The sequence below is a fragment of the Methylohalomonas lacus genome (assembly GCF_024808875.1).
GTDB classification, from domain to species: domain Bacteria; phylum Pseudomonadota; class Gammaproteobacteria; order Methylohalomonadales; family Methylohalomonadaceae; genus Methylohalomonas; species Methylohalomonas lacus.
In genome coordinates this window covers 64,973-91,300 of record NZ_JANUCT010000010.1, presented here as the reverse complement: position 1 = coordinate 91,300, position 26,328 = coordinate 64,973, and the positions used below count along the sequence as shown (strand labels likewise).

The window sequence follows — 26,328 nt, the reverse complement described above, 5'->3', positions numbered from 1 at the left end:
TGATTTGCACTTTTTTAGGAGTGCATATTGTCACACAGGTTCAGTGTTGATTGAAGCGCATTCACGCTCGTCGAGCAGTAGTGTCAACAAATTCACAATATTTTCCTGCTCGTAATAGGTTTCGGCAGCGGTCGCGACCGCCGGTCGCCGGACAACACCACCGTAGCCGATGAAGTCGATGCCCGTGCCGGCGACTTCGAGATCGGTGACACCATCGCCGACGAAAACGGCGCGTTCATCGGCACCCAGCAGCTGCCGGCAGAGCACGGCCTTGCCGTTCTGCTGGCACAGCGGTGAATCCCGATCGAAACCGGCGTAGCTGCCGTCGCTGTTGAGCAGCAGGCTGACACCGTGGATGTGGCTGACGGGGATACCGAGTGGTGCGGCCAGCAGCATGAGCGCCTGCAGCAGGCCGCCGCTTACGATGTGCACCTGCTTGCCGGCCTGTTGCAGGGTGCGAACCAGTTGTTCGGCGCCGGCGGTGAGTTGCTGTCGGTACTGCCCGGCCAGCCACTCGACCGCGTCCCGGTCCGGCTGCAGCAACTCGAGGCGCTGCCTGTAGGCGTCGGCAAAGTTGACGTCACCGTTCATCGCCGCGCGCGTGATCGGTATCAACTCAGCGCCCTGGCCGCTGCGTTCGGCCAGCGTGTCGAAGCCCTCGATACGGCAGAGCGTGCTGTCGCAGTCGAAGAACACCCGCTCGTACGGCGCGCCTAGCATTTACGCGCTGGAGACGAGGGCTTCCGGTTCATTGTCTTCATAGGCTGATACCGGCGGGCAGGTGCAGATGAGTTCACGATCGCCGTGCATGTTATCGATGCGCATCACCGTCGGCCAGTACTTGTTGTCGTGCTGGCTAGCGAGCGGGAAGAACGCGGTCTCGCGCGAATAGCTGAACGGCCAGTCGTCTTCCAGCAGCAGTTCGTGCGTATGCGGCGCGTTCTTCAGGACATTGTTGTCGCGGTCGGCGTCGCCGCGCTCGACTGCGGCAATCTCGGCGCGGATCCGGATCATGGCCGTGCAGAAGCGATCGATTTCCGCCTGGCTCTCGCTTTCGGTCGGTTCGATCATCATCGTGCCCGCCACCGGGAAGGAGATCGTCGGCGCGTGGAAGCCATAGTCGATCAGACGCTTGGCAACGTCCTCGACGGTGATGCCGGTGCTGTCCTTGAGCGGCCGCAGGTCGATGATGCACTCATGCGCAACAAGACCGTTGAGCCCCGTGTACAGCACCGGGTAGTGCGACTCGAGCTGGCGGGCGATGTAGTTGGCGTTGAGGATCGCGATCTGGCTGGCGCGGGTCAGGCCGTCACCGCCCATGAGCGCGATGTAGGTCCAGGTGATCGGCAGGATGCCGGCCGAACCCCAGGGTGCGGCCGCCACCGTGCCGACGGTCTGCGCCGTGCCCGCTGCCGGGTTGACGCCCGGGACGACCGGGTGGTCCGGTAACCAGGACGCCAGGTGCGGCGCCACGCCGATCGGTCCGGCGCCGGGCCCGCCGCCGCCGTGCGGAATGCAAAACGTCTTGTGCAGGTTCAGGTGGCAGACGTCGACGCCGATCGCTGCCGGCCGGCAGATGCCGACCATGGCGTTCATGTTGGCGCCGTCGAGATAGACCTGGCCGCCGTGGGCATGGATGATTTCGCAGATCTCGACGATCGATTCCTCGAACACGCCGTGCGTCGACGGGTAGGTCACCATCAATGCGGCGAGGTCGTCGGCGTGCTGTTCAGCCTTGGCCTTCAGGTTGGCGACGTCGATGTTGCCGCGCTCGTCGCAGGCGACCACGACGACCTGCATGCCGGCCATCTGCGCGCTGGCCGGGTTGGTGCCGTGCGCTGACGCCGGGATCAGGCAGATATTGCGCTGCTGCTGGCCGCGCGCCTCGTGGTAGCGGGCGATGGTCAGCAGGCCGGCGTACTCGCCCTGGGCGCCGGAGTTCGGCTGGAACGAGAACGCAGCAAAGCCGGTGATCTCGCACAGTGCATCTTCCAGTTCCTCGATCAGCTGCTGGTAGCCCTGCGCCTGGTCCAGCGGCACGAACGGGTGAATACCGCTGAACAGCTGGTAGGTCACTGGCAGCATCTCGATCGTGGCGTTCAGTTTCATGGTGCAGGAACCGAGCGGGATCATCGATCGGTCCAGCGCGATGTCGCGGCTCGCCAGCCAGCGCAGGTAGCGCAGCATCTCGGTTTCCGAGTGGTAGCGGTTGAACACCGGGTGCGTGAGGATGGCATCACTGCGCCGCTGTGTCTGTGCGAGGCAGTCGGCGATCGCCGTATCCATGGCCATGATGTCGAAATCGAGGCCGCGCTGGCGCGGTGCGAAGATCGACCACAGCTGATCGAGATAGCTGCGGCGCGAGGTTTCGTCGAAGGCGACACTCACATGATCGGCATCGTGGACGCGCAGGTTGAAACCGGCGGCGCGCGCTTTCGCCGCCAGCCGCCGGGCGACACCGGGCGTGTGGATCGTCACGGTATCGAAGAACGTGTCGCTGACGATGCGGTAGCCGAGCTGCTCGATGCCGCGGGCGAACAGCAGCGCCATGCGGTGCACGCGCTCGGCGATGATGCCCAGACCCTTGGGCCCGTGGTAGACGGCGTACATGCTGGCGATGACCGCCAGCAGGACCTGCGAGGTGCAGATGTTGCTGGTCGCTTTCTCGCGGCGGATGTGCTGCTCGCGCGTCTGCAGCGCCATGCGCAGCGCCGGTCGGCCGCGGGCGTCGCGCGACACGCCGATGATGCGGCCGGGGATCTGCCGCTTGTAGGTGTCATGGGTGGCGAAGAAGGCGGCGTGCGGACCGCCGTAGGCCAGCGGTACGCCGAAGCGCTGGGTGCTGCCGACGGCGATGTCGGCGCCGAGATCGCCCGGGCTTTTCAGCAGTACCAGTGCCAGCGGATCGCAGGCCGCCGTCACCAGCGCGCCGGCCGCATGGGCGCGTTCGCTAACGGCGGCCAGGTCGATGATGCGTCCGGACGAGCCGGGATACTGCACCAGTACGCCGAAGCAGTCCTGCAGGTCGGCGGCGTCCGGTGATTCGGCAAGATCATGGGTTACGATATCGATGCCCAGCGGCCGCGCGCGGGTCTGCAGCACCGCCAGCGTCTGCGGGTGGCAGTCGCTGTCGACAAGGAAGCGGCTACCCGCCTTGGCGTTGACGCGCCGGCTCAGCATCATCGCCTCAGCGGCGGCGGTGGCCTCGTCCAGCAATGAAGCGTTGGCTACGGCCAAACCGGTGAGATCGATGATCATCTGCTGGAAGTTAAGCAGCGCCTGCAGCCGGCCCTGGCTGATCTCGGCCTGGTAGGGCGTGTAGGCGGTGTACCAGCCGGGATTCTCCAGCACGTTGCGCTTGATCACGTTCGGCATGATGGTGTCGTGGTAGCCCATGCCGATCATGCTGGTGAGCGCACGGTTGCCCGAGCGCATGCGCCGCAGGTAGTCCTCGATGACGCGCTCGCTGCGCGCCGTCTTCAGGTCCAGCGGCCGTTTCAGCCGAATGTGATCGGGTACGGCCGCATCGATCAGTGCATCGACCGAGTCGTAACCGAGTGTCGCCAGCATGGCGTCAATCTGTTCGCGATTCGGGCCGATGTGCCGGCGAATGAAATCGCCGGGCATCTCCAGTTCGCTCAGTGACAGTGTTTGCGGTTGTTCCGTCATGGTCGTGGTGGTGTTAACCTTGGTTACTGATGAAGTCTTGGTAGGCGGCTTCATCCATGAGTTGATCGAGTTCTTCCGCGCGATTCGGCTTGAGCCGCAGGAACCAGCCGTCACCCAGCGGATCCTGGTTGATGAGCTCGGGGCTGTCGGCGAGGTTCTCGTTGATCGCGATCACCGTGCCGCTGATCGGCATCTTGATATCGCTGGCGGCTTTTACCGATTCGACCACGGCGGCCTCTTCGCCGGCGCCGACCTCGCGGCCGATTTCGGGCAGTTCAGCGAAAACCACGTCACCGAGCTCGCCCTGGGCAAAATCGGTGATGCCGATGACGGCTTCGCCGTTGTCTTCAATGCGAACCCATTCGTGGTCGCGGCTGAATTTCATTTGAGTCATCGTTCCGCTCCTGCGGTGGCTTGTCATGAATGGCTGTGTTGATAGCGATGCGGTATGAACGGTGGCCGCGTCAGCGCGATGGCCACGCGCCGGCCGCGTATCTCGGCGAACACCGGCGTGTTGCTATCGAGTGCCTGTGTTTCGATGAAACCCAGGCCGATGGGCCGTTCCAGCGTCGGGCTGTGGCCGCCGCTGCTGACGTGGCCGATGACCGTGCCGTGTTCATCGACCAGCGGCGTACCGGCGCGTACCGGCGCGCGGCCTTCGGGCAGCAGGCCGCGCCGGCGGCGTGCCGGTCCCTGCTTGAGTTCGCGCAGGATGCGTTCGCTGCCGGGAAAACCACCGGCGCGGGCACCGTCGGCGCGGCGGGTTTGGGCAATCGTCCAGCCGAGGCCGGCCTCGACCGGAGAAATGGTCGGGCCCAGTTCCTGGCCGTGCAGGCTGAGGCCGGCTTCCAGGCGCAGGCTGTCGCGCGCACCGAGACCGGCCGGCTGCACCGTGCTGTCGGCCAGCAGGCGTCGCGCCAGCTTGTCGGCGGCGGCGATCGGCACGCTGATCTCGAAGCCGTCCTCGCCGGTATAGCCGGCACGGGTGACCAGGCAATCGATATGGGCCAGTGGCAGGTGGGCGGCCTGCATGAAGACGAGTTCATCGACGCCGGGATTGAGATCACGCAGTACCTGTGCGGCGGTCGGTCCCTGCAGAGCCAGCAGGGCGAAGTGTTCGTCCACGCTGATCCGGCACTGCTCGCCGATGCGTTCGTCCAGCCACTGTTCATCCGTGGCGCGGTTGGCGGCGTTGGCGATGAGTTCGAAGTCGCTGCCGGCGCGGCGGATGATGACGTCGTCGATGACACCGCCGGCGTCATTGGTCAGCACGCTATAGCGCAGGCGATCGGGCGCGAGCGCGTCCAGATCGGCCGGGCAGACCGATTCCAGCGCGAGCATGGCGTCCGTACCCTGAATGCGGAAGCGGCCCATGTGCGAGACGTCGAACAGTGACGCCTGGCTGCGCGTATGATGGTGTTCAGTGAGAATGCCGGCCGGATAGTTCAGCGGCATGGTAAAGCCGGCAAAAGACACCAGCCTGGCACCCAGCTCGACGTGCAGATCGTAAAGCGCCGTGCGGGCGGGCTGTGACTGTGTCTTCGCGGCTGACTGGTTTGCTTGCATGGTCTTCACCCTCTGCAGCGACAGCGCGATCGAATTTTTACATGACTTATATTAATCGTGATTACGATCGGACGCCAGAGTACGAGGCTGAAAATTATGACTGGCAAGTATGAAACATGTTCACACTCGCCGGTTTGCCGCAGCGTTCAGTAAGCGGGACGGCGGTAGCCGCTGGCAACGCCGTGTTTCGACAGGACGAACTGCCACAGCTGCAGTTCGCGTGTTCGGAACGCCGCGGCGCAGCTGCTCAGGTAATACTTCCACATGCGGTAAAAGCGTTCGCCGTACTGTTCGCTGAACTGCGGCCAGGCGGCGTGGAAGTTGCGATACCAGGCCATCAGCGTGCGGTCGTAGTCGGGGCCGAAGTTGTGCAGATCCTCGAGTACGAAGCGCCGTTCGATGGCGCGGGTGATAAAGCGCAGTGCCGGGATCTGGCCGTTGGGGAAAATGTAGCGCGCGATCCACGGATCGGTTTTCAGGGTCGGCGTGTATTTACCGATCGTGTGCAGCAGGAACAGGCCGTCGTCGCTCAGGCAGCGGCGGGCGACGTCCATGTATTCGCCGTAATTCTTGTAGCCGACGTGTTCGAACATGCCCAGCGAAACGATATGGTCGAAGGTATCGTTGCAGTCGCGGTAATCCTGCAGCCGGATTTCCACCGGCAGGCCGCGGCACTCGGCGCGCGCCAGTTCCGCCTGCTCTTTCGAGATCGTCAGGCCGGTGACGTGGACGTCGTAATGTTCGGCGGCATAGCGGGCAAAACTGCCCCAGCCGCAGCCGATGTCGAGCACGCGCTGGCCGGGCTTGAGGTCCAGCTTGCGGCAGACGAGTTCGAGCTTGTGTTCCTGGGCCTCGTCGAGCGTGTGGGCGTACGGCCAGTAACCGCAGGTGTAGACCATGCGCTGGTCGAGCATGGCACGGAAGAAATCGTTACCGATGTCGTAATGTGCCTCGCCGACCTGGAAGGCGCGCGACGCTGCCTGCAGGTTGAACAGCAGCGCCCGCAGCTTGACCATCATGGCGCTCAGGGTGGGGTAGTGATTGTCGGCGTTGATGGACAGCAGGCGGTAGAGGCATTCATCCAGGCGCTCGGCATCCCACCAGCCATCCATATAGGCCTCGCCGAAGGCAAGACTGCCGCCCAGCAGCGAACGGCGAAAAAAACGCCGGTCGTAAACCTGAATGTCGCCGGGCTGATCGCCGTTAATGGTGATGCCCGCTTTGCGCGCCAGCGCCTGCACGGGTCGGGTCCAGAGGCCGGCGCCGACGGTTGTCCGCGACGCGTCGCGGGCAGTTTCCAATTTACTTGTACTTTCAGACATCTATGAATTAGACCGAATCTAGGGCTTATTCTCAAGTGTTTGTTGCCGGCTACGGGCCCGCTGACGGGCGTGAAAACGACTGGCTGAAGCCGGCTGTATAGTCTAGCTTTAAAGTGGGTGGCAGTTTAAGCCACCCGCGACAGTTTCTCGAAACGCCGGACTTCCTGGCAACCGTGTGGAGGAACCCATGTTCGATTACGATCAAGAAGTTGTGAAGTATTTGTTACAGGACAGTATCGAATTCCAGCGTCTTTACGACCGCCATCACCGGCTCAAGCAGCAGGTCGAGGAGGCGCACCGTGGTGATATGACGATAGACGATTTTGCCCTGGAAAGGCTGAAGAAAGAGAAACTGCAACTGAAAGACAGAATGGCCGATCTGATCGCGAATTATCGGCGCAATAATGTGTCCGCTTCAGCCTGAGGTGACGAATCCCCGCATAATAATAGAGACATTAGGATCCTTGGCGATTTATTGACGTCGCGACGTTGCACGCGCGATCGTCAGCAGAGCAGCCCCGTTCAGGCGCGTCCCGAGCGGGGTTTTTTTATGGCTTGGTGCGTCGATTCAGCTTTCCCGGGCAGCGGCTTTGCTATATAAAGCATTGCCGTTCTTTCAGTCGCGGAGATTAAGAAAGCACATGTCCAGTCTGCCGCAATTTGCCGCAGCCGGTCCGGCCGCGGCTATGTCGGATAGCATTGCCACGGCGCTGGTGGGGCCGGGTTATGTCAGCGTCGATGCGGCACTGCCGGCGGCCTTGACCGATGCCTTGTTCGTGCATTTCAAGTCACTGGCCGATGCCGAACTGCGGCGTGCCGGTATCGGCCAGCTGCGCGATCATCGGGTCAATGGTTTTGTGCGCAGCGATTCCATCGCCTGGCTGAACGGCGATCACGCGGCGACGCGCGACTATCTTGACTGGATGGAGCAGCTGCGACTGGCATTGAACCGGCGCCTGTTTCTCGGCCTGTTCGATTTTGAATGTCACTACGCGCGCTATTCAGAAGGCACGTTTTACCGCAAGCACTACGATGCTTTTCGCGGGCGCAGCAATCGCGTTGTCAGCAGCGTGTTCTATCTGAATCCGGCCTGGGCACCGGCTGACGGTGGCGAGCTGCTGATCTACGATGCGGCTGATCAATTGCTCGAGCGAGTCGTGCCGCAGTACGGGCGTATGGTGCTGTTTCTCAGCGAGCGCTTCCCGCACGAGGTGTTACCGGTGCATAAACCGCGCTACAGCATCGCCGGCTGGTTTCGCATCAACAACAGCATCAACAATCGCATCGATCCGCCGCGCTGACGGGTTAGCGTTTCGGCGTCTTTGCGCCGTCGTCGGCATGCGGCAGTATGCCCGCTTCACCGGTCATTTCATTGGCCGGACTGCCGCCGGTCATTTGCAGGGCGACGATGATCTGGCGTCCCTCGCGACGCAATTTCGGCAGCGCCAGGGCAAAGCCCACGGCGCCGATCACGCAGACCGCGCCGCCGATGCGCACGGTTAGCGGCGCGCCGATGCGTTCGGCCAGCATACCGGCCAGCAACGCCCCCAGCGGCGCCATGCCCATGAACATCATCGAGTACACTGCCATGACGCGGCCGCGCAGGTGGTCCGGCACCATGCTCTGGATCAGCGTGTTCGAGGCCGACATCTCGATCATCATGGCGAAGCCGGTCACGACCATGATGCCTACCGACAGCCAGAAGTGGCTGGATAGCGAAAACAGCACCAGGCCGAGACCGAAACCACCGGCCGCGCAGGCGACCCAGCGGCCGAGGCCGTAAATGCCGCTGCGTGCCGCCAGCGTCAGGGCGCCAATCAGCGCGCCGAGCCCCGATGCCCCCATGAGCAGGCCGAGCGCGTCGGCACCGCCATGCAGGATGCGATCGGCGAAGATCGGCATCAGCACGGCGTAGGGCATGCCCATGAGACTGACCAGGCCGAGCAACAGCAGCAGGCCGCGCACCGGCCGCGTCTGCCAGGCATAGCGAAAGCCCTCGATGATGCTTTGCAGCTTCGACATCGACTGCGGCGCCGGCCGCTGGATCGACACGCGGATCATGAGCAGGCCGGCAAGCACGGCGACAAAGCTGATCGCGTTGATGGCAAATACCCAGCCCTCACCGACGGCGACGACCAGTACACCGGCCAGCGCCGGGCCGATCAGGCGCGCGCCGTTGACTATCGACGAGTTCAGCGAGATGGCGTTGAACAGGTCCTGCTTGCCGACCAGGTCAACCAGAAACGACTGCCGCGTGGGAATATCGAAGGCATTGACCAGACCGAGCAGGCTGGCGAGCACGAATACGTGCCAGACCTGCACCATGCCACTCAGCGTCAGCACGGCCAGGGTCGCCGCCAGCAGCATGGCCAGTGCCTGGGCAAAGATGAGAATGCGGTGGCGGTTGTGCTGATCGGCAAACGCGCCGCCGATGGGTGCCAGCAGAAACACGGGAATCTGGCTGGCGAAGCCGATCAGTCCCAGCAATGCCGCGGAGTCGGTCAGCCGGTAGATCAGCCACGACTGCGCCACCGTCTGCATCCAGGTACCGACCAGCGAGATCAGCTGGCCGGCCGCATAGAGCCGGTAATTCCGGTGCTTCAGGGCGCGGAACATCAACGCCAGCCGCCGGCCGGTCGCGTCGACAGGCGCGCTCACGAGGCGTGCCGGTTGTTCGGCCGGCGTTGCTGCAGACGGTAGTCCGGTGGCTTCATTCAGACGTTGTCGTCACCCGACTGCACGCATTCCATCCACTCCTCGATGCTGATCGTGCCGCCGCTTTTTTCCACCGCCGCCTGTTCGTCGGGCTTGAGTACATCCTGTACGGCGTCGGTTCGTTTCCACTCGGCGATCGGTGTTTCGCAGGCGGACTGCGGTACGTAACGTGAATCCTGTACCTTCTGGTAGCGGTGAATGTAGCGCGGGCAGTTCTGCCACAGTTCACTGATAGTGACGCGCACGATCAGCTCGGCTTCGTGCCAGTGATCGATCAGCGGGTCATCCTTGCTGACTGTGGCCGTGCCCTGCACGCGGATGCGGTGCGGCTTTTCAAAATCGATAAACAGCATGCCGACCTGGTCATTGGCGGCGATGTTGCCCATGGAAAAGTACATGCCGTTGCCGTCGTAGCTCGGAAAGGCGAGCGTGTGAACGTCGACGACCTTCACGAAGCCCGGCGCGCCGCCCTTGTAGGAGACGGTTGGCCGGCCTTTCTGGTCCACCGTCGACAGGAAGAACATATCGCGCTGTTCGATGAACACCCGGACGTCGTCACTGACTTCGGTCACGACCGCCAGTTCCTCGATGCGGTCGGCCATGTTGCGGGTGTCGAAACTGTCCTGGAAGGCGCGGTGTTGATCGCCGTAGAGTCTGCTCATGCTCGGATTCCGGTAATTAAGAAGTGCAGGGCAAGATTAGGGAGAACGCCATGGCCGGTCAACCGGCTGGCATGCACGTGTCCCTGCTGGCAGTCTTACAGGCCAACCTTGTGCGGAGACTAGCGATGACAATATCCAGGGATACACGGCTGGTGTGCGGCATTATCCTGCTGACGATCCCCACGATCATGTACGGCGGCTGGACGTTGCTCGGCATACTGACCGAGGGCAGCGTCGGCGCGGCGCCGGCATCACTGACACTCAATGACACCCAGCGGGCGTTGTGGCGCGCCGGTCACGCGCACGCCGGGGTCTGGGTCATTCTGGCGCTGCTGATCCAGATCCTGCTCGATCCGGCGCAACTGCAGCCGCGCATGAAATGGTTGGCACGGGTCACTGCGCCGCTGGGCGCGGTTGCCATGCCGGCCGGCCTGTTTGGCCTGGCTTTTTCACCGGCGTTCGCCGGCCTCATCTATCTCGGCGTGGCCAGTCTGATGGTGTCGGCGCTGCTCACCGGTCTCGGCCTGCTGCGCAGCTGTTACGCGGCTGCAGACACCACAGCCTGATGTGGCGTTTAAAAGGCGAGACGCACACCAATGATCAACAGCATGGCCGCCAGTGCCGGGCGCACGATCTTTTCCGGCAAGCGCGTTGCCAGGTGGCTGCCGAGATAGATGCCCGGCAGTGAGCCAAGCAGCAGGCTGAGCAGCATGCTGTAGTCGACCGTGCCGATGGCGGCGTGACCGATACCGGCGACGGCGGTCAGGGGCACCGCGTGGGCCAGGTCGGTGCCGATGATCCGAATCGACGTCATGCGCGGGTAGAGAAAGAACAGCGCCGCGGTGCCGATGGCACCGGCGCCGACTGACGACAGCGTCACCAGCACACCGAGCAGCACGCCGGTCAGAATCGTGATGTGCGGCAGGTAGCGCTGGTGCAGCTGGCGCAGCAGATCGAAGCGGTCGTCGTCTTCGGCGAAGCGGTGTACGCGTTCCTTGAACAGCATGGCCAGCGCAGTAAGGATCAGGGCCACGCTCAGGGTGGTCGTTATCAGGCTACCGTAATGGATGCCGCGTGCTTCCAGCCACTTGAGCACGAACACCATGGCGATGGATGTCGGTACGCTGCCGGCGGTAAGCAGGCCGACAATGCGCCAGTCCACCGTGCCCTTGCTGTTGTGCACGAAGATGCCGCCAGCCTTGGTGATGGCGGCATAAAGCAGATCGGTGCCGACAGCCACGGCCGGCTGGACGCCGAAGCCGAGCACCAGGATCGGCGTCATCAGTGAGCCGCCACCGATGCCGGTCATGCCGACGATAAAGCCGACGGCAAAGCCGGCGAGGCTGTAAGCCAGTTCCAGATCCATTCCTTACGCGTACTCGCTAGACAAAAAAACGCCCGGCCTGAACCGGGCGCTTGTAATGTAATGACAGGCATCTATACTGAAAAGGAATTATAAGGTATATGTTTATGCTAATTCCGTATATAAAACCGCTGCCATGAAACTCCAGCAGCTACGCTACATCTGGGAAGTCGCCCGCCACGATCTGAACGTCTCGGCCACCGCCGAGAAGCTGTTTACCTCGCAGCCGGGCATCAGCAAGCAGATTCGCATGCTCGAGGACGAACTCGGCGTGCAGATCTTCCAGCGCAGCGGCAAGCACCTGACGGAAGTCACCCCGGCGGGCGAAGCCATTATCGACAAGTGCAGCGAGATTCTTGCCGGCGTCGACAGCATCAAGCAGATCGCACTGGAACACAGCGATCAGAAGGCCGGCAGCCTGTCGATTGCCACCACCCACACCCAGGCGCGCTATGTGCTGCCGCCGGTGATCAAGGATTTCATGGAGCGTTATCCGGCGGTGTCCCTGCATATGCATCAGGGCACACCAATGCAGATCTCCGAACTGGCCTCGAAAGGTACGGTCGACTTCGCCATTGCTACCGAGGCGCTGGAGCTGTTCGATAACCTGGTGATGATGCCGTGTTACCGCTGGAACCGCAGTGTCATCGTGCCACAGGGGCATCCGTTGCTGGCGGTCAAACCGTTGACCCTTCAGGCACTGGCCGAGTATCCGATCGTTACCTATGTGTTTGGCTTCACCGGCCGCTCGCAACTCGACGCCGCTTTCAGTTCCGCCGGTCTCAAGCCGCAGGTCACCTTTACCGCCGCCGACGCCGACGTCATCAAGACTTATGTGAAACTGGAGCTGGGGGTGGGTATTGTCGCCAGCATGGCCTACGATCCGGATCGGGACACGGGCCTGGAAGCGATTCCGGCGGACCACCTGTTCGAGGCCAGTACCACCAAGATCGGTTTTCGCCGCGGCACCTTTTTGCGCAGCTACATGTACGACTTCATCGAATCATTCGCGCCGCACCTGAAGCGTTCGCTGGTGGAAACCGCCCAGCGCAGCCGCTCAAAGGAAGAGGTGGATCGCCTGTTTGCCGACTTGGTGTTGCCGACGCACTAGCGCAGCGCTTGGCGCGCTGCGCGTATCTCGTCGCTCGTGAAGCTTATCTCGTGGGTGAGATCAGGTTTGACAGGTTAACCCTGACGGCAAGTCTCGTTGACGAACGAGATACGAGATACGCTCAAATATAATCCATGCTGTCGTTGCGCATGATTTCCGCGGCTTCGGAGCGGGCGTTGACCTCGGTCTGCAGGACTTCCTTCATGAAGCGCAGGAACACGGTGTAGACGCGTGGTTCGCGACCTTCTTCTTCAACGATGAAAAACGGTGCGCGCTCGATCTGGTAACGATTGGCCAGCTGCATACCTTCACTGTCCGGATCGCGTTCATCGGCCACCACCACGTGATCGATACGGTCCAGATAACCCTCGTCACGCAGCCGTGTCTCGACTTCCTCGCACTTGCGGCACGGCGAACCGTCGGCGAGGATCTTTTTCACCATCGTTATCTTGGTAACACCGGTCATTCTTTAACTCCAGCTCCTGATTGGTTACCGTTCAGGATCCGCTTTTGACATTGCTGGAATGCAGGCCGCATTCCTTCATTGTGGCCTCTTCCCACCACCAGCGGCCTTCACGCTCGTGCTGGTTGGGTAGTACCGGGCGCGTGCAGGGTTCGCAGCCGATGCTGATGAAACCCTTGTTGTGCAGTTCGTTGAACGGCACGTCGTTGCTGCGGATGTAATCCCAGACCTGGGCCGAACTCCAGTTCGACAGCGGGTTGAATTTCACCAGCGGGTTGTCGGCACTGCCAAACGCCCTGTCGTCCTGTACTACCGGCACCGCGGTCCGCGTGCCCGGGCTCTGGTCCTTGCGCTGGCCGGTTACCCAAGCGTCCAGGGTGGACAGCTTGCGCTTTAGCGGCATGACCTTGCGAATACCGCAGCACTCCTGGTGGCCGTCGCGGTAAAAGCTGAACAGGCCCTTTTCCCGTATCAGGGCCTCAGTCTCGGCTGCGTCCGGGAACATGATGTCGATGTTGATGTTGTAGTGCTGGCGCACCTGCTCGATGAAGCGATAGGTCTCAGCGTGCAGCCGGCCGGTATCAAGCGAGAACACCCGCACATCGGGGCGAATCTTCACCGCCATATCGATCAGCACGACATCCTCGGCGCCGCTGAAGGAAATGGCGATGTTGTCAAAGCTGTCCAGCGCGAGCTTGAGTATGTCCTGCGGTGAGCGCTGGTCATATTCCTCTGCCAATGCGGCAGCATCAAAGGGTTTGTTGGTCATTTTGGCAGTCTCAGCACGGAGTAGGGTATTGAAGGGGCGCAAGTTTAACAGAGCACCGTTATTCCAATAAATACTAACTTTTTATAGTTATATTTGAATAAGTTATAAAAAGACCGACGGGCGGGCTCAAACGGCGGTCTGCTCCAGGTAGGCGCCGTTGATATAGGTACCGTGGGAGGACATGTCGGTGAATCTCAGTGAGGTGCCGTCAACCGGCTCAATGATCAGGTGCTTGCGCGATACGTCACGCCAGGTGGGATCGAGCACGACCGTGCTCGTCGAGTCACGGCCGATGACCATGCGGCTGTTACCCAGCCGGTGACTCCGGCCCTTGTCGTCGGTGAATTCAAAGCCCTCGCCGCGATTGCTGAGTTTGCACTTGTGCCGCGACAGCATGATATCCATCTCCTGGCCGTCGGTGAGCTGGACGTTCATGGCCTCGCCTTTCGGCAGGCGTTCGTAATCGCCGTTATCCTCGGCGGCGTCAGCGGCGACCATCGTGCCTTCCAGAATGACGGTATCCTTCAGCAGTTCGCTTTCGACGTCCTTGTCATTGCCGTTGGTCTGGTAGCGCTTCTTTTCCGAGTACAGGTGCTTGATGATGTCCTGGCGGGCGGCCAGGTACTGCATGTACTTGACCAGCGCGACCCGGCGGTAGGCGTCGAATTCCTCACCCAACTCGTTGAGGCCATTGATGATTTCACGCCAGGCGTGATCCTGGGAAAAGATCAGCGGATCGAGCTCGCGCAACGAGCGGTTGATGCTTTTCGGATCCTCGATCGAGCGTGACAGGATGTCGACGAAACGCTTTTCGACTTCCTTGATGGTGCGCGCCTCGGCACGCAGTTCCTGCATGGAACACTGTACCAGGCGCTGGATCTTGTTGGACGGTACCGCCATGCGGCCGCCGAGGGCGAATTCGAAATCGGCAATACCGAGGAAATGGAACTGCTGTTCACCTACCTGCAGTTCCAGTGTCGGTAAGGGTCGTGAGAATATCTTATTCAGCATGCCTGCTCTGCCTGGCTACAGGAACAACTACCCATCAATAGGTCCGAGTCGATTGCCGCCGTCTCCCACCCTGACAGTTTGTCGTCCCCCAACGCGTCATCCATGACGGACTGGCGGCGGCGGGCGGTCGTCGCCAGCCGATGTTCAGTAAGCGACATTATCGGCTGGCGGCCGAATTGGCAAGCCTGACGCGGCAGTCACCGGTCGGTTTGCGCCGTTTCAGCCACTCGCGGCGCTCATTCTGTGAGCAAGTCGCCAGTTCGGCGACGCTGGCGAAAAAGCGATCGAGGTCGTGGTCGAGGGCCGCCTGCAGGCGCAGAAAGTCCGGTACCAGTTCGCGATAGGTCGCCACCGCCGCGAGACTGGCGTTGTTGATGTCCGCGGCGAACCAGGCATCGAAACGGCTTTGGTCGGGCCATTTAGCGGCGCTCAGACGCTTGTAGTCACGCCGCAGTCTGGCAATTTCCGCCTGCTTGCGGGCGCGCTTGGTCGCATCCGACCGATCACTGGTGTAGATGCGTTCCAGCCGCGTGCGGGTCGTCATGATCAGCTCGATAACGCGTTCTTCCTGTGCGCGCTGCTGTTCGTAGCGGTCCAGTTGGTCATGTCGCCCGCTGGCGCTCAGCCAGCGGCGGGTACCGGTAATGCCGATGCTGTCGGCGAACGCCTCGTTGAACTCGGTATCGCCCTTGATAAAAAGTTGCTGGTGCGCGAGTTCGTGAAAGATGACTTGCGCCAGCCGCGCGTCGCTTTCCTTCAGCATGGTATTGAGCACTGGGTCGTCGAACCAGCCGAGGGTGGAATACGCCGTCACGCCGCCGACGAACACGTCGTCGCCGTTATCGGACTGTGTCTGCGCGAAGCGGCGGGCCTCGGCCGCACTGTAGTAGCCGCGGTATTGCAGGCAGCCGACCAGCAGGAAACACCACTCACGCGGTTCGAGCGACAGTGGCGGCGTGGCGATCACGTTCCAGACGACGAAGTCGCGTTCGAGATCGGCATAGCTGCGATAGCTGGCGTTGTCCGGCAGGCCGAGTTCAGTGCTGGCGAAGCGGCGGATGGCCAGTGCGGTCTGCAGGCGTTCGCGCAGCGGCGCCGGCGTATCGGGGTCCGCGAGCAGGGTGGTGATCGGCTGGCGCCGCTGCATGACATCCAGGTGGCCGCTGATGGCCTGGCCATAATAGCTGATACTGCCACAACCGCTCAGCAGGGCGGCCATGAAGATCAAGCCGCTCAGCGGGCGCCAATGGTGATTTGATCGAGTGCGCTGGACAGACACGGTTATTCTCAAGACAATCGTTGCCATTCATTGGAGCATGCCGTCGCAATCGGAGCCAGCTATGTATACCACGCTGATCAGTGTGAATGACCTGCAACAGCAGTACACCAATCCGGACTGGGTGGTCGTCGACTGCCGTTTCGACCTGTCGGACCCGGAACAGGGCCGGCGCGATTACCTTGAGGCGCATATCCCGGGTGCGCAGTATGCCCATCTCGATCATGATCTCAGCGCCCAGGCGGGTTCCGGTGGTGGTCGTCATCCGTTGCCGGATGGCGAAGCGCTAACCGCGCTGTTTTCGCGTCTCGGTATCGACGCTGACTGCCAGGTCGTTGCCTATGACGCCGCCGGCGGCGGTTTTGCCGCACGCCTGTGGTGGCTGTTGCGTTACATGGGGCACACGGCGGTGGCCGTGCTCGACGGCGGCTGGCCGGCGTGGCTGGCCGCCGGTGGTGATACCCGCAGCGGCGAGGAAACGCGCAGCGCGCGCGATTTCCGCGGTGAACCGAACGACGCCCTGCGTATCCTGATCGACGCCGTCGGCAAGGTGCCGCTGTTGGTCGACTCGCGCGACCCGGCGCGCTATCGCGGCGAGTTCGAGCCGCTGGATCCGGCCGCCGGCCATATTCCCGGCGCCTACAACCGTTTCTGGAAACACAACCTGGGTGCGGGCGATCATTTCCGCCCGGCCGCCGAGCTGGCGCGGGAGTTCGCCGACCTGTTCAGCGGCCAGGAACCGGAAGCGGCGGTATTCTATTGCGGTTCCGGCGTAACCGCCTGTCACAATGTCCTCGCCGCCGTGCATGCCGGCCTGCCGCAGCCGCGACTGTATGCCGGCTCATGGAGTGAGTGGTGCGCCGATTCCGCGCGGCCGGTAGCGACCGGCAGCGACATTGACCGGGTCGACAGCGACGACGTCTGAATAGCCCGGTCTGGTTCCACCCTCTGTGGCAATCGGTAATAATGCCGGGCAGGTATATCGCCCCCAGGTAATGTCCGCCATGTCCCCGATCAGGCAGCTCTGCAGCAGGCGCTTTATCGTCGGCTATCGCCGGGCGCTGGTGTGCATGCTGGCCCTGCTCGCCGTACCGGCCTGGATTACTGCCGGCGCCGATACACAAGCGCCGCCGGCACGCGATGTCGTGCTGGTGCTGGACAACTCCGGCAGCATGCGGGACAACGATCCACAATCACTGGTGCCGGCAACGGTGCAGCAGTTTGTCGCTGAACTCGACGCCGACGACCGTGTGGCGTTGCTGGTATTCGATCAGGACGTCGAGCTGGTGCAGGATTTCGTGCGCATCGAGGCGGGCCGCGAGCAATTGCTGACGGCACTGCCGGCGATCGATTACAGCGGCCAGTACACCGACAGCCCGGCGGCGATCGAACGCGCTCTTTACATGCTGAAAAACCAGGGCCGGGCCGATGCCCGCCGTTTGATCGTGTTCATGACCGACGGCATCGTCGATACCGGCGATGTGGCGCGTGATGCCGCCAGCCGCGACTGGCTGCTGGATGATCTCGCGGCGGATGCGGCGCGCGCCGATATCCGCATCTTTGCCGTCGCCTTCACCAACGACGCCGATTTTCAGTTGATCCAGTCACTGGCCAGCAAGACCGAGGGTGACTATTTTCGCGCCCTGACGGCCGCCGATCTGGGCGCCGTCTTCAAGCGTATCAACGACAGTCTTGCCGCTGCGCCGGCTGCCGAGGCACAACCGGCACCTGCACCGGAACCGATGATCATCGAAGTGCCGGTCGAAGTACCGGCGCAGGCGCCGGACTACAGCGCCGAGGAACGTCAGCGCACGCTGATCCTGAGTATTGCCGCGACGGTACTGTGCCTGACCCTGTTCGCCATACTGGTCGTGCTGGTGCGGCGCAGTCGCGCTGATGTCAGGCCGGCGAGCGGTAATAACGCGCGTGCGCTTTTATATGACAGCCAGGGTCTGACCGGTCAGCCGGTGTATGAACTCGGTGCCCGGCCAACCATGCTCGGCCGGGTCGATGGCGGTGACGGTCTGGATTACATCGTCGTGCCGGAAACCACGGTGGGTCGTCGGCACGCGTTAATTGAATACAAGGATTACGCTTTCTGGATTGTCGACCAGAACAGCATCAATGGCACCTACGTCAATGACAGGCTGGTCACTTCCGAAATGCGGCTGAAACACGGCGATCGCATTCGTCTGCACAAGATCGAGTTCGAATTCGCCATGCCGGACATGGATGACTCGGGCATGACGGTAGTCTCGAATACGGTATATGAACGCAACGGCATGCAGACGCAGGCAAGCGCTGACGGCGCCGCGGCGTCACACTTCGACGGGGCTGATCTGTTCGATGTCAGCGGCGGTTCCGAAGTCAATAATGATGATTCAACGCCATCGGCCGGCCGCATTACCCTGACCGAGGGCGATTACAATGACGCCGCCGAGGTCACACTGCTGCGGCCGTCGACGGCCGACGCGGATGATGGCGCTGACGATGATGACGCGACCCTGGCGCCGGGCATGGACGGGACCGATGACGATACGAATGGTGAAACGGGCAATCGGGGTGATGCTTATCGCCGGCACTGAACAGGCATGGTCGGCGCCAGGCCGCGACGCCCGGCCATTGTCTCCGGCCGTTATCGGGGTTGCCGACGATGACTAACGCAACCCGCGCGCGTCTGCTGGGCGTGCTCGCCGATGGTCATTTTCATTCCGGCCAGACGCTGGCTGACGAGGCGGGTATCAGTCGCACCGCGGTCTGGAAGCATGTGCGCGGCCTGCGCCAGCGCGGTCTCGATGTTTTCGCCGTCAGCGGTCATGGTTACCGGCTGGCCGAACCGCTGGATCTGCTCGACAGCCAGGCCATCATCGCCGGGCTCGATGACCGCGCCAGCGGCCATGTCAGCAACGTGACGGTCAGCCACGAAATCGACTCGACCAACCGCTTCCTGCTCGATATAACCCCGGCCGACAGTGCCCATGGCCATGTCTGCCTGGCGGAATACCAGTCCGCCGGCCGCGGTCGTCATGGCCAGCAGTGGCACTCGCCGATTGCGGCCGGCCTGTATCTGTCGATTGGCTGGCGCGTCGATGGCATGGCCGAACCGCTGACCGGGCTGTCGCTGGCCGCCGGCGTGGCGGCAACGCGGGCGCTGGCCGCTTGTGGCGTGCACGGCGTGGAATTGAAGTGGCCGAACGACCTGATCAGTGCCGGGTACAAGCTGGGTGGCATCCTGCTGCAGGTGCGTGGCGAGATCACCGGCCCGTGTCTGTGGGTGCTGGGTATCGGCCTCAACGTGCGCCTGCCGGCGGCCGTGATCGAGGACATCGACCAGCCGGTGATCGACTTGGCCCATCTGGCGGGTTCGGCCGCGGCGCTGCCGTCGCGCAGTCGCTTGGCCGCGGCATTGATCAACGAACTGATCGCCTGCCTGCAGGATTACCCGCGCACCGGTTTCAAGCCCTATAGTGGTGACTGGCAGCGCCACGACGCCATGAGCGGACGCCGGGTGACGCTGACGACCGGCAATCGGCAAATTTCCGGGCAGATGGTTGGCGTCGATAGCAGCGGTGCACTGTTGCTGGCGATCGACGGTCAGGTCCAGCGTTTCGCCGCCGGCGAACTGAGTCTGCGAGCGGCGTCATGACCCTGCTGATCGACATCGGCAACAGCCGCATCAAGGCGGCGCAGCTGCTTGCCGGCCGTCTCGAGCCGCTGGTCACGACCCCTTACGATCGTGCCGGCATCGCTGACTGGTGCGCCGACAATCTCGCCGGCCTGAAGCCCCCGGCGGCGATCTGGGTGGCGAACGTCGCCGGACAGACGGTGGCCGCCGATCTGCAGCGCTGGTGCGAGGATCACTGGCAGGTCAGTCCGCGTTTTGTTGCCAGCGAACGAGCGGCAGGCGGGGTGCGTAACGGTTATATCGAAGTCAGCGAACTGGGCGTGGACCGCTGGCTCGGCCTGGTGGCGGCGCGTCAGCGCTACACTGAGGCGGTCTGTGTCATCGGCGCGGGCACGGCGCTGACCGTTGACGCAGTGGCTGCTGCCGGCGAACATCTGGGCGGAGTGATCCTGCCGGGCGCCGGACTGATGCAACAGGCGCTGCGCCAGGCGACGCACGCCGTGCAAGTCGATACCGTGTTGCCGCAGACGCTGGCGCTGGGCCGTTCGACCGATGCCGGTGTTGCGGCCGGCAGCGGCTACGCCATCGTCGGCCTCATTGAACACGTGGTTGGCCAGTTGCGGGTTGCCCATGGCGGCGACTGGACGCTGCTGATGACCGGCGGCGCGGCAGCGGCGATTGCGCCACTATGCCCGTTGTCGGTACGTGTTGAAACGCACCTGGTGCTGGAAGGGCTTGCCTGGTACGCCCGCGAGCGAGCGTGAACTTTATGCTGAAATGGATTTGCCTGTTACTGCTGGTCATCAACATCGGCTTTTTCGGCTGGACGCTGGACCAGCGTACCCGGGAAACGGCCGGCGCGCGTAGCAACGCGCTGGACATAGACGCTGACGTGCCACGCCTGACACTTATCGACGAACTGGATCAGGCGCCAGTGCGGCGATTGGAAACGCCGGCGACGACACCGACACCCGCTGCAGCAGAAACCGCAGAAACCGCAGAAACCGATGCCGCCGAGCCGGAGCTGGAAACCTCGCTGCCCGGTATCAGCGCCACGTTGCCGGAGTCCCTGATCGTGCCGATGCGGCTGGCCGCCGATGCCTGTTTCAGCTTCGGTCCGTTTGCCGAATCGCGGCGCGCCGAGCGTCTGCTGGACTGGCTGCATGAGCGCGACAGCCGTGCCGCGTTGCGCCGCGAAAGTGTCACCGATGACGCGGCGACGCGCGGCAAGCAGCTGTCCTGGGTCTATCTGGAGCCGCGCGACGATGCCGAGGCGACGCTGCGCGAACTGCGTGCCAGCGGTGTCAGCGATGTCCGCGTGATCGAAACCGGCGATCTGGAAAATGCGATCTCGCTGGGGCTGTTCTCGAGTCAGGCATCGGTCAACCGGCGCCTGCGCGAACTTCAGGATCGCGGTTACCGTCCGGTGGTGGTGCCGTATAGCGAGGATAGCGCCGTCGCCTGGGTTGATGCACGCATCAGCCGTTCCGAGACCATCGATGAACTGATCCGCGATTTTCCCACCGGTCTGAATTATCTACCGGTACAATGCGATAAAATTGCCCTGCCGGAAGCGAATCCATAAAATGCATCAATTGGGCGATCTGCCGGTTGCCAGCGCCCGGCGCACAGCGCGGATAATGCCTGTCAGGGCCCCGATAGTTAAACGGTATAACGATTGATTTGTAATCATTAGTTGGGGGTTCGATTCCCTCTCGGGGCACCATTTCATAGCCATAACAACAACAGCGTATAATCATGATTCCAGCGTCTTCCAGTTCCCGGTTTGTTGCGCGTTGCGGCTTGCTTGCCACCATCATGCTGCTCGGTTGCCTGGTATCGCCAGCCCTGCTGGCCACGACTACGGCGGAGGTGCAGTCGCTGATCCGCGAAGATCGGCTCGACGCGGCACTGGACGCGGTGCAAAAGGGCCTGGCCGAGGATGCCGATAACGTCGAGATGCGTTTTCTCAAGGGCCTGGTCCTGACGCGTCAGGACCGGCTGGATGAGGCCGCCAGGGTCTTTCAGTCACTGATCGACGATCATCCGAAGCTGCCGGAACCGTATAACAACCTGGCGGTGGTCTATGCCGCCCAGGGCGAATACGACAAGGCCCGCGAGACCCTGCTGCGGGCCATCAATACGCATCCGAGTTACGCCACCGCCTACGAGAATATTGGCGACATCTACGCCAAAATGGCCAGCGATGCCTACAACCAGGCGCTGGAACTCGATAACGGCAACAGTGCCGCGCGCGAGAAGCTGGCCCTGGTCAGCGATCTGTTCCCCACTGAAGGTGACCGCTCGGTATCCACCCCGGTCACTGACGAACGACCGGTAAAGACTGCAGAAAAAACGCAGCAGCAGACACGTGCGGATGAACCGGCGCCGGCCCGGCCAACCGTGGAGAAGCCGGGGCCGGTGATGAGCCAGCCGGAGCCGGACGCGGCTGCAGAGGCACCAGCTCCGGAGGAGCCGGCGGCCGAGGACGGTTCGCAGGAGGCCAGCAACGAGACGGTAGCGCTACAGGCGATCGAGCAGGCGGTGCGCGACTGGGCCGCGGCTTGGGCGGCGCAGGATGTGGCCGCCTACCTGGATGCCTATGCGGATGATTTCCGGCCACCGGATGACATGACGCGCGAGCAGTGGCGCGCGCAACGACGCGAGCGGCTCAGTTCACCCGCATTCATTGAGGTCGACATCGATGATTTGCGCGTCAGTATGCTGGATGACGAGCAGGCGAAGGCGCGTTTCCGGCAGACCTATCGCTCCGACACTTATGGTGACGAAGTCATGAAAACGCTGCTGTTGAAGCGGGTCGGCGAACGCTGGTTGATTGCCGAGGAGCACAGCGAGTAATGAGCCCGCGCCGAGTCACGCAATGGCTGGTCATGCTGTTCATGTGGCTGCTGACCAGCTCGGCCTATCCGGGTGATCTGCTGTCCAATACCATGGCGGCGAATAGCCTTGAGACCAGTACCGAGGCGGTACTCATCAAGGCGCTGAGCCAGATTCGCGCCAACCAGATCGATGCAGCCATCGATGACCTGGCCTACCTGGTCAAGATACGCCCAGACTTCAAACTGGCGCAGCTGATCTACGCGGATCTGTTGATGGCCCGGGCGCGGCCGATTACCGACTTTGGCCAGCCGGGCTTCGTCGCCGGCGAGCGTCTGGAAAACCTGCGCGCCGAGGCCCGGGCGCGCTGGCAGCACTTCGAGTTGCCACCCGCTAGCGGCAAGTTGCCGGCGTCGCTGGTGAAGATGAGCCCGAGCCAGTCGCACGTGCTGGTTGTCGATCTCAAGTCATCACGTTTGTATGTTTACGCCAATGATGCCGAACAGCCGCGCCTCGTCGACAGCTTCTATGTCAGCATTGGCAAGAACGGCTTCGGCAAACAGGTCGAGGGCGATATGAAGACCCCGGTCGGGGTGTATTTCGTCACCGGTTTCATCGCGCCGGATGAACTGCCAGACCTGTATGGCGACGGCGCGTTTCCGATCGACTACCCGAATCCCTGGGACCGGCGTCAGGGCCGTACCGGTTATGGCATCTGGTTGCACGGCACACCGAGCAATACCTACAGCCGGCCGCCGCGCGACAGCGACGGCTGCGTGATCCTGAGCAATCAGGATTTCCAGCGGCTGGATCCTTACCTGGACAACGGTAGCACGCCGGTGGTCCTGGCCGACGGCATCGACTGGCTGACCCCGGAAGAACTGCTTGCCCAGCGGCGCGAGTTCCGTGACCTGCTCGAGCAGTGGCGCCAGGACTGGGAAAGCCGCGATGCGCAGGCCTACCTGCGGCATTACTCGCGCGACTACCAGGGACTGGGCATGGATTACGATAGCTGGGTGGCGCACAAGAGCCGCGTCAACCCGAGCAAGCGTTATATCGATGTGGCACTGTCGGATACCAGCATCTACCGCTATCCCGGTGATGCCGATATTCTCGTGGTCACCTTCACCCAGGATTACGACAGCGACAATCTCCAGCGTGAGTTCCGCAAGCGCCAGTTCTGGCACAAGGATGGCGATGGCCGGTGGCGCATCATCTACGAGGGCAACCTGTCGTCCTGATTTAGCCGGTTGCGTGTTGCCGCGTTATTCCGGGTCCGGGCCGCTGTGACGCTTCGGTTTGATACCGCAGCCGAGTTCGTAGATGAAGTAACGTACCAGTTCCAGTAATTCGGCAAAGTTGTTGACCACTGCTTCCGGCCGGTGCGGGTGGCGCACTGTGTTCGGAAATATCTTGTCGATCCAGACCTGCTCCCACTGTGCACCGTTGTAGAAGATCGGCGTCACGCCGGCGCGATCCGCGGCGACCACGTCGGTGGTGCTGTCGCCGATGTACCAGCAGCCGTGGTCCGGTTCGACGCCGAGATTTTCCAGCGCTTTCAGGATCAGGTCCGGTGCCGGCTTGCGATGCTCGACATCGTCGCCACAGGCCATGGTGTCGAACAGACCATGCCAGCCTTCGGCATCCACCACGCTCAATTCGTGCAGCATGTATTCGCGTCTGCGGTTGGAGATGACGCCGAGCTGCATGTGCATGCCGCGCAGGCGTTCGAGTATCGGCCGCAGGCCCGGCTCGAATGGTTTGACGTTGCCGAAATGGTTGCGGTAGCACTGGTCGAAAATGCGGTGGGCGGTGGCCTTGGCTTCCTGGTCGGGACCGAACAGGACTTCGAAAATGTCGGTGCGCGAGATTTTGCGATCCGACTTGATCTTCGGGTGTAGCTGCGCGTTTTCGCGGATATACTTGACCAGCTTGGCGTCTTCGACCGTTTTTGAATCTTCCGGCTTGACAAGCCGCTCGACCAGACCGCGTTCCAGCAGTTCGGGGATCACGTCATCGACGGCGTGATACATCGCGTCCATGGTGTCGGCCAGGGTGGCGTGCCAGTCGAACAGCAGGACCCGCGGGCAGGCGTGCGGGCGCTGTACCAGGCTCATGTGATCCATACGTTCTAGTCGGTTACCATTTGAACGTTGGCGGCCGGCAAGTTGTCGCGCAGCCAGCGCACGAGATCGATCCAGATATCGTTGATTTCACCGTCCGAGGGCATGATGCCGGCGTAGGGCAGTTCGATCGTGACCAGCGGCTTGTCGAGATGGATGCCGGCGTAGCGGCCCAGTGATCCGGGATAGGTGCCCAGCAGTTCCAGGTACAGGCGGCCCAGGTGCTGCGGGCCATCACGCGGACCGTCGTAGTCGACGATACCGTAGGGCGCATGAACGGAGACGATGGCGTCCGGCTGGAAGCGCTCGATCTCCGCCGCCAGCCAGCGTGTTTCCGGTTCACTGAGCGGTCCGCTGCCGGGATAACGGCGCGGGTTACGGCCGGTCTTTTCGATCCAGTAGTCTTCCAGTGCCACCTGCCAGTCCTGCTGCATCGGAAAGTTGCGGTTCAGGTCGACGCCGTTGGCGTTCATGCGCTGCGATTCGTCGCGCAGCAGACCGTCCGGGTTGACCAGTGGCGCTATACGCCAGTGAAACAGCCCGGAGTGATGCTTGTTGAGGATGTTCATCCACTTGAACACGACGCTGACCGAGGAATACTCGTCGCCGTGAATGCCGCCGACCAGCAGAACCCGGCCCAGCGGCCGACGCTGTTCCAGGGGCGGATAGGTCTTGATCAGGATCGGCAGGCCATTGACCGAGACGCCGCCGGAGGCGGCCATGTTCTGGCGCTGGCATTCGCGCACGCTGACGCTGCCGAGCTTGTTGCCAATGCGCGTGCAGAGTTTCGCCGCACTCATGATGGCCAGCGGCGCTGCATCACCGTCACCGCGGGTCAGCGTGGTCGATTCGCTCGCGCTATCCGTATCGGTTGCAAGCACCGTGATTGGCAGAGCGACAAACAGCGCCAGCAGGAGAAAGGTCCTGGTCATCGACACGGAATCAATCGGCACAGAGATAGTGGCTTAGCAAACCCATGAACACGGCCGCCCCCAGCCAGTGGTTATTCAGGAACGCGGCGAAACAGCGATCCGGTTCGCGGTCCTTGATCAGGTATTGGTGATAGACGGCAAAACCCGCGGCGGCGGTGACGCCAACGTAGTACATGCCGCCCAGTTCGATTTTAATGCCAATGATAATGAGAACGGCGAGGAATAGACACTGGATAATGCCGATGATCAGGCGGTCCTCGTTACCGAACAGAATGGCCGTCGATTTGATACCAATGCGGATGTCATCGTCGCGGTCGACCATGGCGTACATGGTGTCGTAGGCGACGGTCCACAGCACGTTGGCGATCAACAGCAACCAGGTGACCGGTGGCAGTACCTCGGCCTGGGCGGCGAAGGCCATCGGGATGGCCCAGCCGAAGGCCAGCCCGAGGTGCACCTGGGGCAGATAGGTGTAGCGTTTCATGAACGGGTAGCTTGCCGCCAGCAGCGCGGCAACACCGGCCAGGGCGATGGTCAGCCAGTTCAGGGTTAACACCAGCGCCAGCGCGACGAGCATGAGCAGGGCTGCCAGCAGCAGTGACTCGCGCGCGCTTACCCGGCCGGCGGGAATCGGCCGCGCGGCGGTACGCCGGACGTGGCCGTCGAAATCGCGATCGGCGAAGTCGTTGACGACACAACCGGCCGAACGCATGAGTATCACGCCGAGCACGAACACGATCACGATCCACGGGTGCGGCCGGCCCTCGGCGGCTATCCAGAGCGCCCAGAGCGTAGGCCACAACAACAGCCAGATACCGATCGGCCGGTCCAGCCGGGTCAGGCTCGTATAGGCGCTCAGCTTGTCATGCATATTCTTCATCTA

26 protein-coding genes and 1 tRNA gene are annotated in these 26,328 nt (G+C 62.4%); 12 read left to right on the top strand and 15 right to left on the bottom strand.

Features of this window, described 5'->3' with window-relative positions:
• Nucleotides 1-30: 30 nt before the first annotated feature.
• The 5 genes from J2T55_RS08425 to cfa all read right to left on the bottom strand — a co-directional run bounded on the left by J2T55_RS08425 (nucleotide 31) and on the right by cfa (nucleotide 6,557).
• A complete protein-coding gene (locus J2T55_RS08425) occupies nucleotides 31-720 on the bottom strand; it encodes an HAD-IB family phosphatase (protein WP_259055607.1) in 690 nt (229 codons plus the stop codon).
• Nucleotides 721-3,669 (bottom strand): aminomethyl-transferring glycine dehydrogenase, encoded by a 2,949-nt coding sequence (gene gcvP / locus J2T55_RS08420; protein ID WP_259055606.1) that lies wholly within the window; start codon nucleotides 3,667-3,669, stop codon nucleotides 721-723.
• Between the two features lie 13 nt (nucleotides 3,670-3,682).
• Nucleotides 3,683-4,063: a glycine cleavage system protein GcvH gene (gene gcvH, locus J2T55_RS08415; protein ID WP_259055604.1), complete on the bottom strand. Its 381-nt coding sequence runs from the start codon at nucleotides 4,061-4,063 to the stop codon at nucleotides 3,683-3,685.
• Between the two features lie 23 nt (nucleotides 4,064-4,086).
• The gene (gene gcvT / locus J2T55_RS08410; protein WP_259055601.1) at nucleotides 4,087-5,235 is read right to left on the bottom strand and encodes a glycine cleavage system aminomethyltransferase GcvT; all 1,149 of its coding nucleotides are present in this window, start codon (nucleotides 5,233-5,235) and stop codon (nucleotides 4,087-4,089) included.
• Nucleotides 5,236-5,381: 146 nt separating this feature from the next.
• A complete protein-coding gene (gene cfa / locus J2T55_RS08405; protein ID WP_259055598.1) occupies nucleotides 5,382-6,557 on the bottom strand; it encodes a cyclopropane fatty acyl phospholipid synthase in 1,176 nt (391 codons plus the stop codon).
• A gap of 187 nt (nucleotides 6,558-6,744) precedes the next feature.
• Here cfa and J2T55_RS08400 point away from each other — a divergent pair, with 187 nt between their 5' ends.
• Together J2T55_RS08400 and J2T55_RS08395 are read left to right on the top strand one after the other, a co-directional pair.
• Nucleotides 6,745-6,981 (top strand): YdcH family protein, encoded by a 237-nt coding sequence (locus J2T55_RS08400; RefSeq protein WP_259055596.1) that lies wholly within the window; start codon nucleotides 6,745-6,747, stop codon nucleotides 6,979-6,981.
• A 217-nt stretch (nucleotides 6,982-7,198) separates the two neighbouring features.
• On the top strand, nucleotides 7,199-7,858 hold the full coding sequence (locus tag J2T55_RS08395) for a 2OG-Fe(II) oxygenase (protein WP_259055594.1): 660 nt from the start codon (nucleotides 7,199-7,201) through the stop codon (nucleotides 7,856-7,858).
• Between the two features lie 4 nt (nucleotides 7,859-7,862).
• Here J2T55_RS08395 and J2T55_RS08390 read toward each other — a convergent pair whose 3' ends face one another.
• Together J2T55_RS08390 and J2T55_RS08385 are read right to left on the bottom strand one after the other, a co-directional pair.
• Nucleotides 7,863-9,215, bottom strand: coding sequence for an MFS transporter (locus J2T55_RS08390; RefSeq protein WP_259055593.1), 1,353 nt, complete (start codon nucleotides 9,213-9,215; stop codon nucleotides 7,863-7,865).
• A gap of 56 nt (nucleotides 9,216-9,271) precedes the next feature.
• Complete coding sequence (locus tag J2T55_RS08385; protein ID WP_259055591.1) at nucleotides 9,272-9,934, bottom strand: pyridoxamine 5'-phosphate oxidase family protein; 663 nt, start codon at nucleotides 9,932-9,934, stop codon at nucleotides 9,272-9,274.
• A gap of 125 nt (nucleotides 9,935-10,059) precedes the next feature.
• On the opposite strand from J2T55_RS08385, the gene J2T55_RS08380 reads away from it, so the two are divergent.
• Nucleotides 10,060-10,500 (top strand): hypothetical protein, encoded by a 441-nt coding sequence (locus tag J2T55_RS08380; protein WP_259055590.1) that lies wholly within the window; start codon nucleotides 10,060-10,062, stop codon nucleotides 10,498-10,500.
• Between the two features lie 8 nt (nucleotides 10,501-10,508).
• Here the strand turns inward: J2T55_RS08380 and J2T55_RS08375 are convergent, their stop codons facing one another.
• Entirely contained in the window at nucleotides 10,509-11,300 is a 792-nt protein-coding gene (locus J2T55_RS08375; RefSeq protein ID WP_310521982.1) for a sulfite exporter TauE/SafE family protein, read from the bottom strand.
• Between the two features lie 133 nt (nucleotides 11,301-11,433).
• On the opposite strand from J2T55_RS08375, the gene cysB reads away from it, so the two are divergent.
• A complete protein-coding gene (gene cysB, locus J2T55_RS08370; protein WP_259055589.1) occupies nucleotides 11,434-12,408 on the top strand; it encodes an HTH-type transcriptional regulator CysB in 975 nt (324 codons plus the stop codon).
• 121 nt (nucleotides 12,409-12,529) lie between these two features.
• On the opposite strand, the gene J2T55_RS08365 is transcribed toward cysB, so the two are convergent.
• The 4 genes from J2T55_RS08365 to J2T55_RS08350 form a co-directional block, all read right to left on the bottom strand.
• Nucleotides 12,530-12,874 (bottom strand): hypothetical protein, encoded by a 345-nt coding sequence (locus tag J2T55_RS08365; RefSeq protein WP_259055587.1) that lies wholly within the window; start codon nucleotides 12,872-12,874, stop codon nucleotides 12,530-12,532.
• A 31-nt stretch (nucleotides 12,875-12,905) separates the two neighbouring features.
• Nucleotides 12,906-13,640, bottom strand: coding sequence for a phosphoadenylyl-sulfate reductase (locus J2T55_RS08360; RefSeq protein WP_259055586.1), 735 nt, complete (start codon nucleotides 13,638-13,640; stop codon nucleotides 12,906-12,908).
• 126 nt (nucleotides 13,641-13,766) lie between these two features.
• On the bottom strand, nucleotides 13,767-14,651 hold the full coding sequence (locus J2T55_RS08355) for an FHA domain-containing protein (protein WP_259055585.1): 885 nt from the start codon (nucleotides 14,649-14,651) through the stop codon (nucleotides 13,767-13,769).
• A gap of 157 nt (nucleotides 14,652-14,808) precedes the next feature.
• Nucleotides 14,809-15,870, bottom strand: coding sequence for an aminopeptidase (locus tag J2T55_RS08350; protein ID WP_259055583.1), 1,062 nt, complete (start codon nucleotides 15,868-15,870; stop codon nucleotides 14,809-14,811).
• 121 nt (nucleotides 15,871-15,991) lie between these two features.
• Here J2T55_RS08350 and J2T55_RS08345 point away from each other — a divergent pair, with 121 nt between their 5' ends.
• From J2T55_RS08345 to J2T55_RS08310, 8 genes are all read left to right on the top strand, one after another.
• Entirely contained in the window at nucleotides 15,992-16,852 is an 861-nt protein-coding gene (locus J2T55_RS08345; RefSeq protein ID WP_259055581.1) for a sulfurtransferase, read from the top strand.
• A gap of 79 nt (nucleotides 16,853-16,931) precedes the next feature.
• A complete protein-coding gene (locus J2T55_RS08340) occupies nucleotides 16,932-18,512 on the top strand; it encodes a VWA domain-containing protein (RefSeq protein ID WP_259055580.1) in 1,581 nt (526 codons plus the stop codon).
• A gap of 68 nt (nucleotides 18,513-18,580) precedes the next feature.
• The gene (birA, locus tag J2T55_RS08335) at nucleotides 18,581-19,573 is read left to right on the top strand and encodes a bifunctional biotin--[acetyl-CoA-carboxylase] ligase/biotin operon repressor BirA (RefSeq protein ID WP_259055578.1); all 993 of its coding nucleotides are present in this window, start codon (nucleotides 18,581-18,583) and stop codon (nucleotides 19,571-19,573) included.
• A complete protein-coding gene (locus J2T55_RS08330) occupies nucleotides 19,570-20,316 on the top strand; it encodes a type III pantothenate kinase (RefSeq protein WP_259055576.1) in 747 nt (248 codons plus the stop codon). Before birA ends, J2T55_RS08330 begins: the two co-directional genes overlap by 4 nt.
• Before the next feature lie 5 nt (nucleotides 20,317-20,321).
• Nucleotides 20,322-21,137: an SPOR domain-containing protein gene (locus J2T55_RS08325; protein WP_259055574.1), complete on the top strand. Its 816-nt coding sequence runs from the start codon at nucleotides 20,322-20,324 to the stop codon at nucleotides 21,135-21,137.
• A 67-nt stretch (nucleotides 21,138-21,204) separates the two neighbouring features.
• A tRNA-Thr gene (locus J2T55_RS08320) sits at nucleotides 21,205-21,278 on the top strand.
• A gap of 32 nt (nucleotides 21,279-21,310) precedes the next feature.
• Nucleotides 21,311-22,411 (top strand): tetratricopeptide repeat protein, encoded by a 1,101-nt coding sequence (locus J2T55_RS08315; RefSeq protein ID WP_259055572.1) that lies wholly within the window; start codon nucleotides 21,311-21,313, stop codon nucleotides 22,409-22,411.
• On the top strand, nucleotides 22,411-23,631 hold the full coding sequence (locus J2T55_RS08310; RefSeq protein WP_259055570.1) for a L,D-transpeptidase family protein: 1,221 nt from the start codon (nucleotides 22,411-22,413) through the stop codon (nucleotides 23,629-23,631). The genes J2T55_RS08315 and J2T55_RS08310 overlap by 1 nt, the downstream gene beginning before the upstream one ends.
• 24 nt (nucleotides 23,632-23,655) lie before the next feature.
• On the opposite strand, the gene J2T55_RS08305 is transcribed toward J2T55_RS08310, so the two are convergent.
• Genes J2T55_RS08305 through ubiA form a run of 3 tightly spaced genes read right to left on the bottom strand, consistent with a single transcriptional unit; the run spans nucleotide 23,656 to nucleotide 26,325 of the window.
• Nucleotides 23,656-24,507, bottom strand: a complete 852-nt coding sequence (locus tag J2T55_RS08305; protein WP_259055568.1) for an HAD family hydrolase — start codon at nucleotides 24,505-24,507, stop codon at nucleotides 23,656-23,658.
• Between the two features lie 14 nt (nucleotides 24,508-24,521).
• A complete protein-coding gene (locus tag J2T55_RS08300; protein WP_259055631.1) occupies nucleotides 24,522-25,445 on the bottom strand; it encodes a M14 family murein peptide amidase A in 924 nt (307 codons plus the stop codon).
• 10 nt (nucleotides 25,446-25,455) lie between these two features.
• Nucleotides 25,456-26,325 (bottom strand): 4-hydroxybenzoate octaprenyltransferase, encoded by an 870-nt coding sequence (gene ubiA, locus J2T55_RS08295; RefSeq protein ID WP_407660063.1) that lies wholly within the window; start codon nucleotides 26,323-26,325, stop codon nucleotides 25,456-25,458.
• Between the last annotated feature and the right edge of the window lie 3 nt (nucleotides 26,326-26,328).

Excerpts from the sequence above, each read along its gene's own strand:
- J2T55_RS08425 (WP_259055607.1), bottom strand. The coding sequence starts at position 720 with ATGCTAGGCGCGCCGTACGAGCGGGTGTTCTTCGACTGCGACAGCACG.
- gcvP (WP_259055606.1), bottom strand. The coding sequence starts at position 3,669 with ATGACGGAACAACCGCAAACACTGTCACTGAGCGAACTGGAGATGCCC.
- gcvH (WP_259055604.1), bottom strand. The coding sequence starts at position 4,063 with ATGACTCAAATGAAATTCAGCCGCGACCACGAATGGGTTCGCATTGAA.
- gcvT (WP_259055601.1), bottom strand. The coding sequence starts at position 5,235 with ATGCAAGCAAACCAGTCAGCCGCGAAGACACAGTCACAGCCCGCCCGC.
- cfa (WP_259055598.1), bottom strand. The coding sequence starts at position 6,557 with ATGTCTGAAAGTACAAGTAAATTGGAAACTGCCCGCGACGCGTCGCGG.
- J2T55_RS08400 (WP_259055596.1), top strand. The coding sequence starts at position 6,745 with ATGTTCGATTACGATCAAGAAGTTGTGAAGTATTTGTTACAGGACAGT.
- J2T55_RS08395 (WP_259055594.1), top strand. The coding sequence starts at position 7,199 with ATGTCCAGTCTGCCGCAATTTGCCGCAGCCGGTCCGGCCGCGGCTATG.
- J2T55_RS08385 (WP_259055591.1), bottom strand. The coding sequence starts at position 9,934 with ATGAGCAGACTCTACGGCGATCAACACCGCGCCTTCCAGGACAGTTTC.
- J2T55_RS08380 (WP_259055590.1), top strand. The coding sequence starts at position 10,060 with ATGACAATATCCAGGGATACACGGCTGGTGTGCGGCATTATCCTGCTG.
- J2T55_RS08375 (WP_310521982.1), bottom strand. The coding sequence starts at position 11,300 with ATGGATCTGGAACTGGCTTACAGCCTCGCCGGCTTTGCCGTCGGCTTT.
- cysB (WP_259055589.1), top strand. The coding sequence starts at position 11,434 with ATGAAACTCCAGCAGCTACGCTACATCTGGGAAGTCGCCCGCCACGAT.
- J2T55_RS08365 (WP_259055587.1), bottom strand. The coding sequence starts at position 12,874 with ATGACCGGTGTTACCAAGATAACGATGGTGAAAAAGATCCTCGCCGAC.
- J2T55_RS08360 (WP_259055586.1), bottom strand. The coding sequence starts at position 13,640 with ATGACCAACAAACCCTTTGATGCTGCCGCATTGGCAGAGGAATATGAC.
- J2T55_RS08355 (WP_259055585.1), bottom strand. The coding sequence starts at position 14,651 with ATGCTGAATAAGATATTCTCACGACCCTTACCGACACTGGAACTGCAG.
- J2T55_RS08350 (WP_259055583.1), bottom strand. The coding sequence starts at position 15,870 with ATGGCCGCCCTGCTGAGCGGTTGTGGCAGTATCAGCTATTATGGCCAG.
- J2T55_RS08345 (WP_259055581.1), top strand. The coding sequence starts at position 15,992 with ATGTATACCACGCTGATCAGTGTGAATGACCTGCAACAGCAGTACACC.
- J2T55_RS08340 (WP_259055580.1), top strand. The coding sequence starts at position 16,932 with ATGTCCCCGATCAGGCAGCTCTGCAGCAGGCGCTTTATCGTCGGCTAT.
- birA (WP_259055578.1), top strand. The coding sequence starts at position 18,581 with ATGACTAACGCAACCCGCGCGCGTCTGCTGGGCGTGCTCGCCGATGGT.
- J2T55_RS08330 (WP_259055576.1), top strand. The coding sequence starts at position 19,570 with ATGACCCTGCTGATCGACATCGGCAACAGCCGCATCAAGGCGGCGCAG.
- J2T55_RS08325 (WP_259055574.1), top strand. The coding sequence starts at position 20,322 with ATGCTGAAATGGATTTGCCTGTTACTGCTGGTCATCAACATCGGCTTT.
- J2T55_RS08315 (WP_259055572.1), top strand. The coding sequence starts at position 21,311 with ATGATTCCAGCGTCTTCCAGTTCCCGGTTTGTTGCGCGTTGCGGCTTG.
- J2T55_RS08310 (WP_259055570.1), top strand. The coding sequence starts at position 22,411 with ATGAGCCCGCGCCGAGTCACGCAATGGCTGGTCATGCTGTTCATGTGG.
- J2T55_RS08305 (WP_259055568.1), bottom strand. The coding sequence starts at position 24,507 with ATGAGCCTGGTACAGCGCCCGCACGCCTGCCCGCGGGTCCTGCTGTTC.
- J2T55_RS08300 (WP_259055631.1), bottom strand. The coding sequence starts at position 25,445 with ATGACCAGGACCTTTCTCCTGCTGGCGCTGTTTGTCGCTCTGCCAATC.
- ubiA (WP_407660063.1), bottom strand. The coding sequence starts at position 26,325 with ATGAAGAATATGCATGACAAGCTGAGCGCCTATACGAGCCTGACCCGG.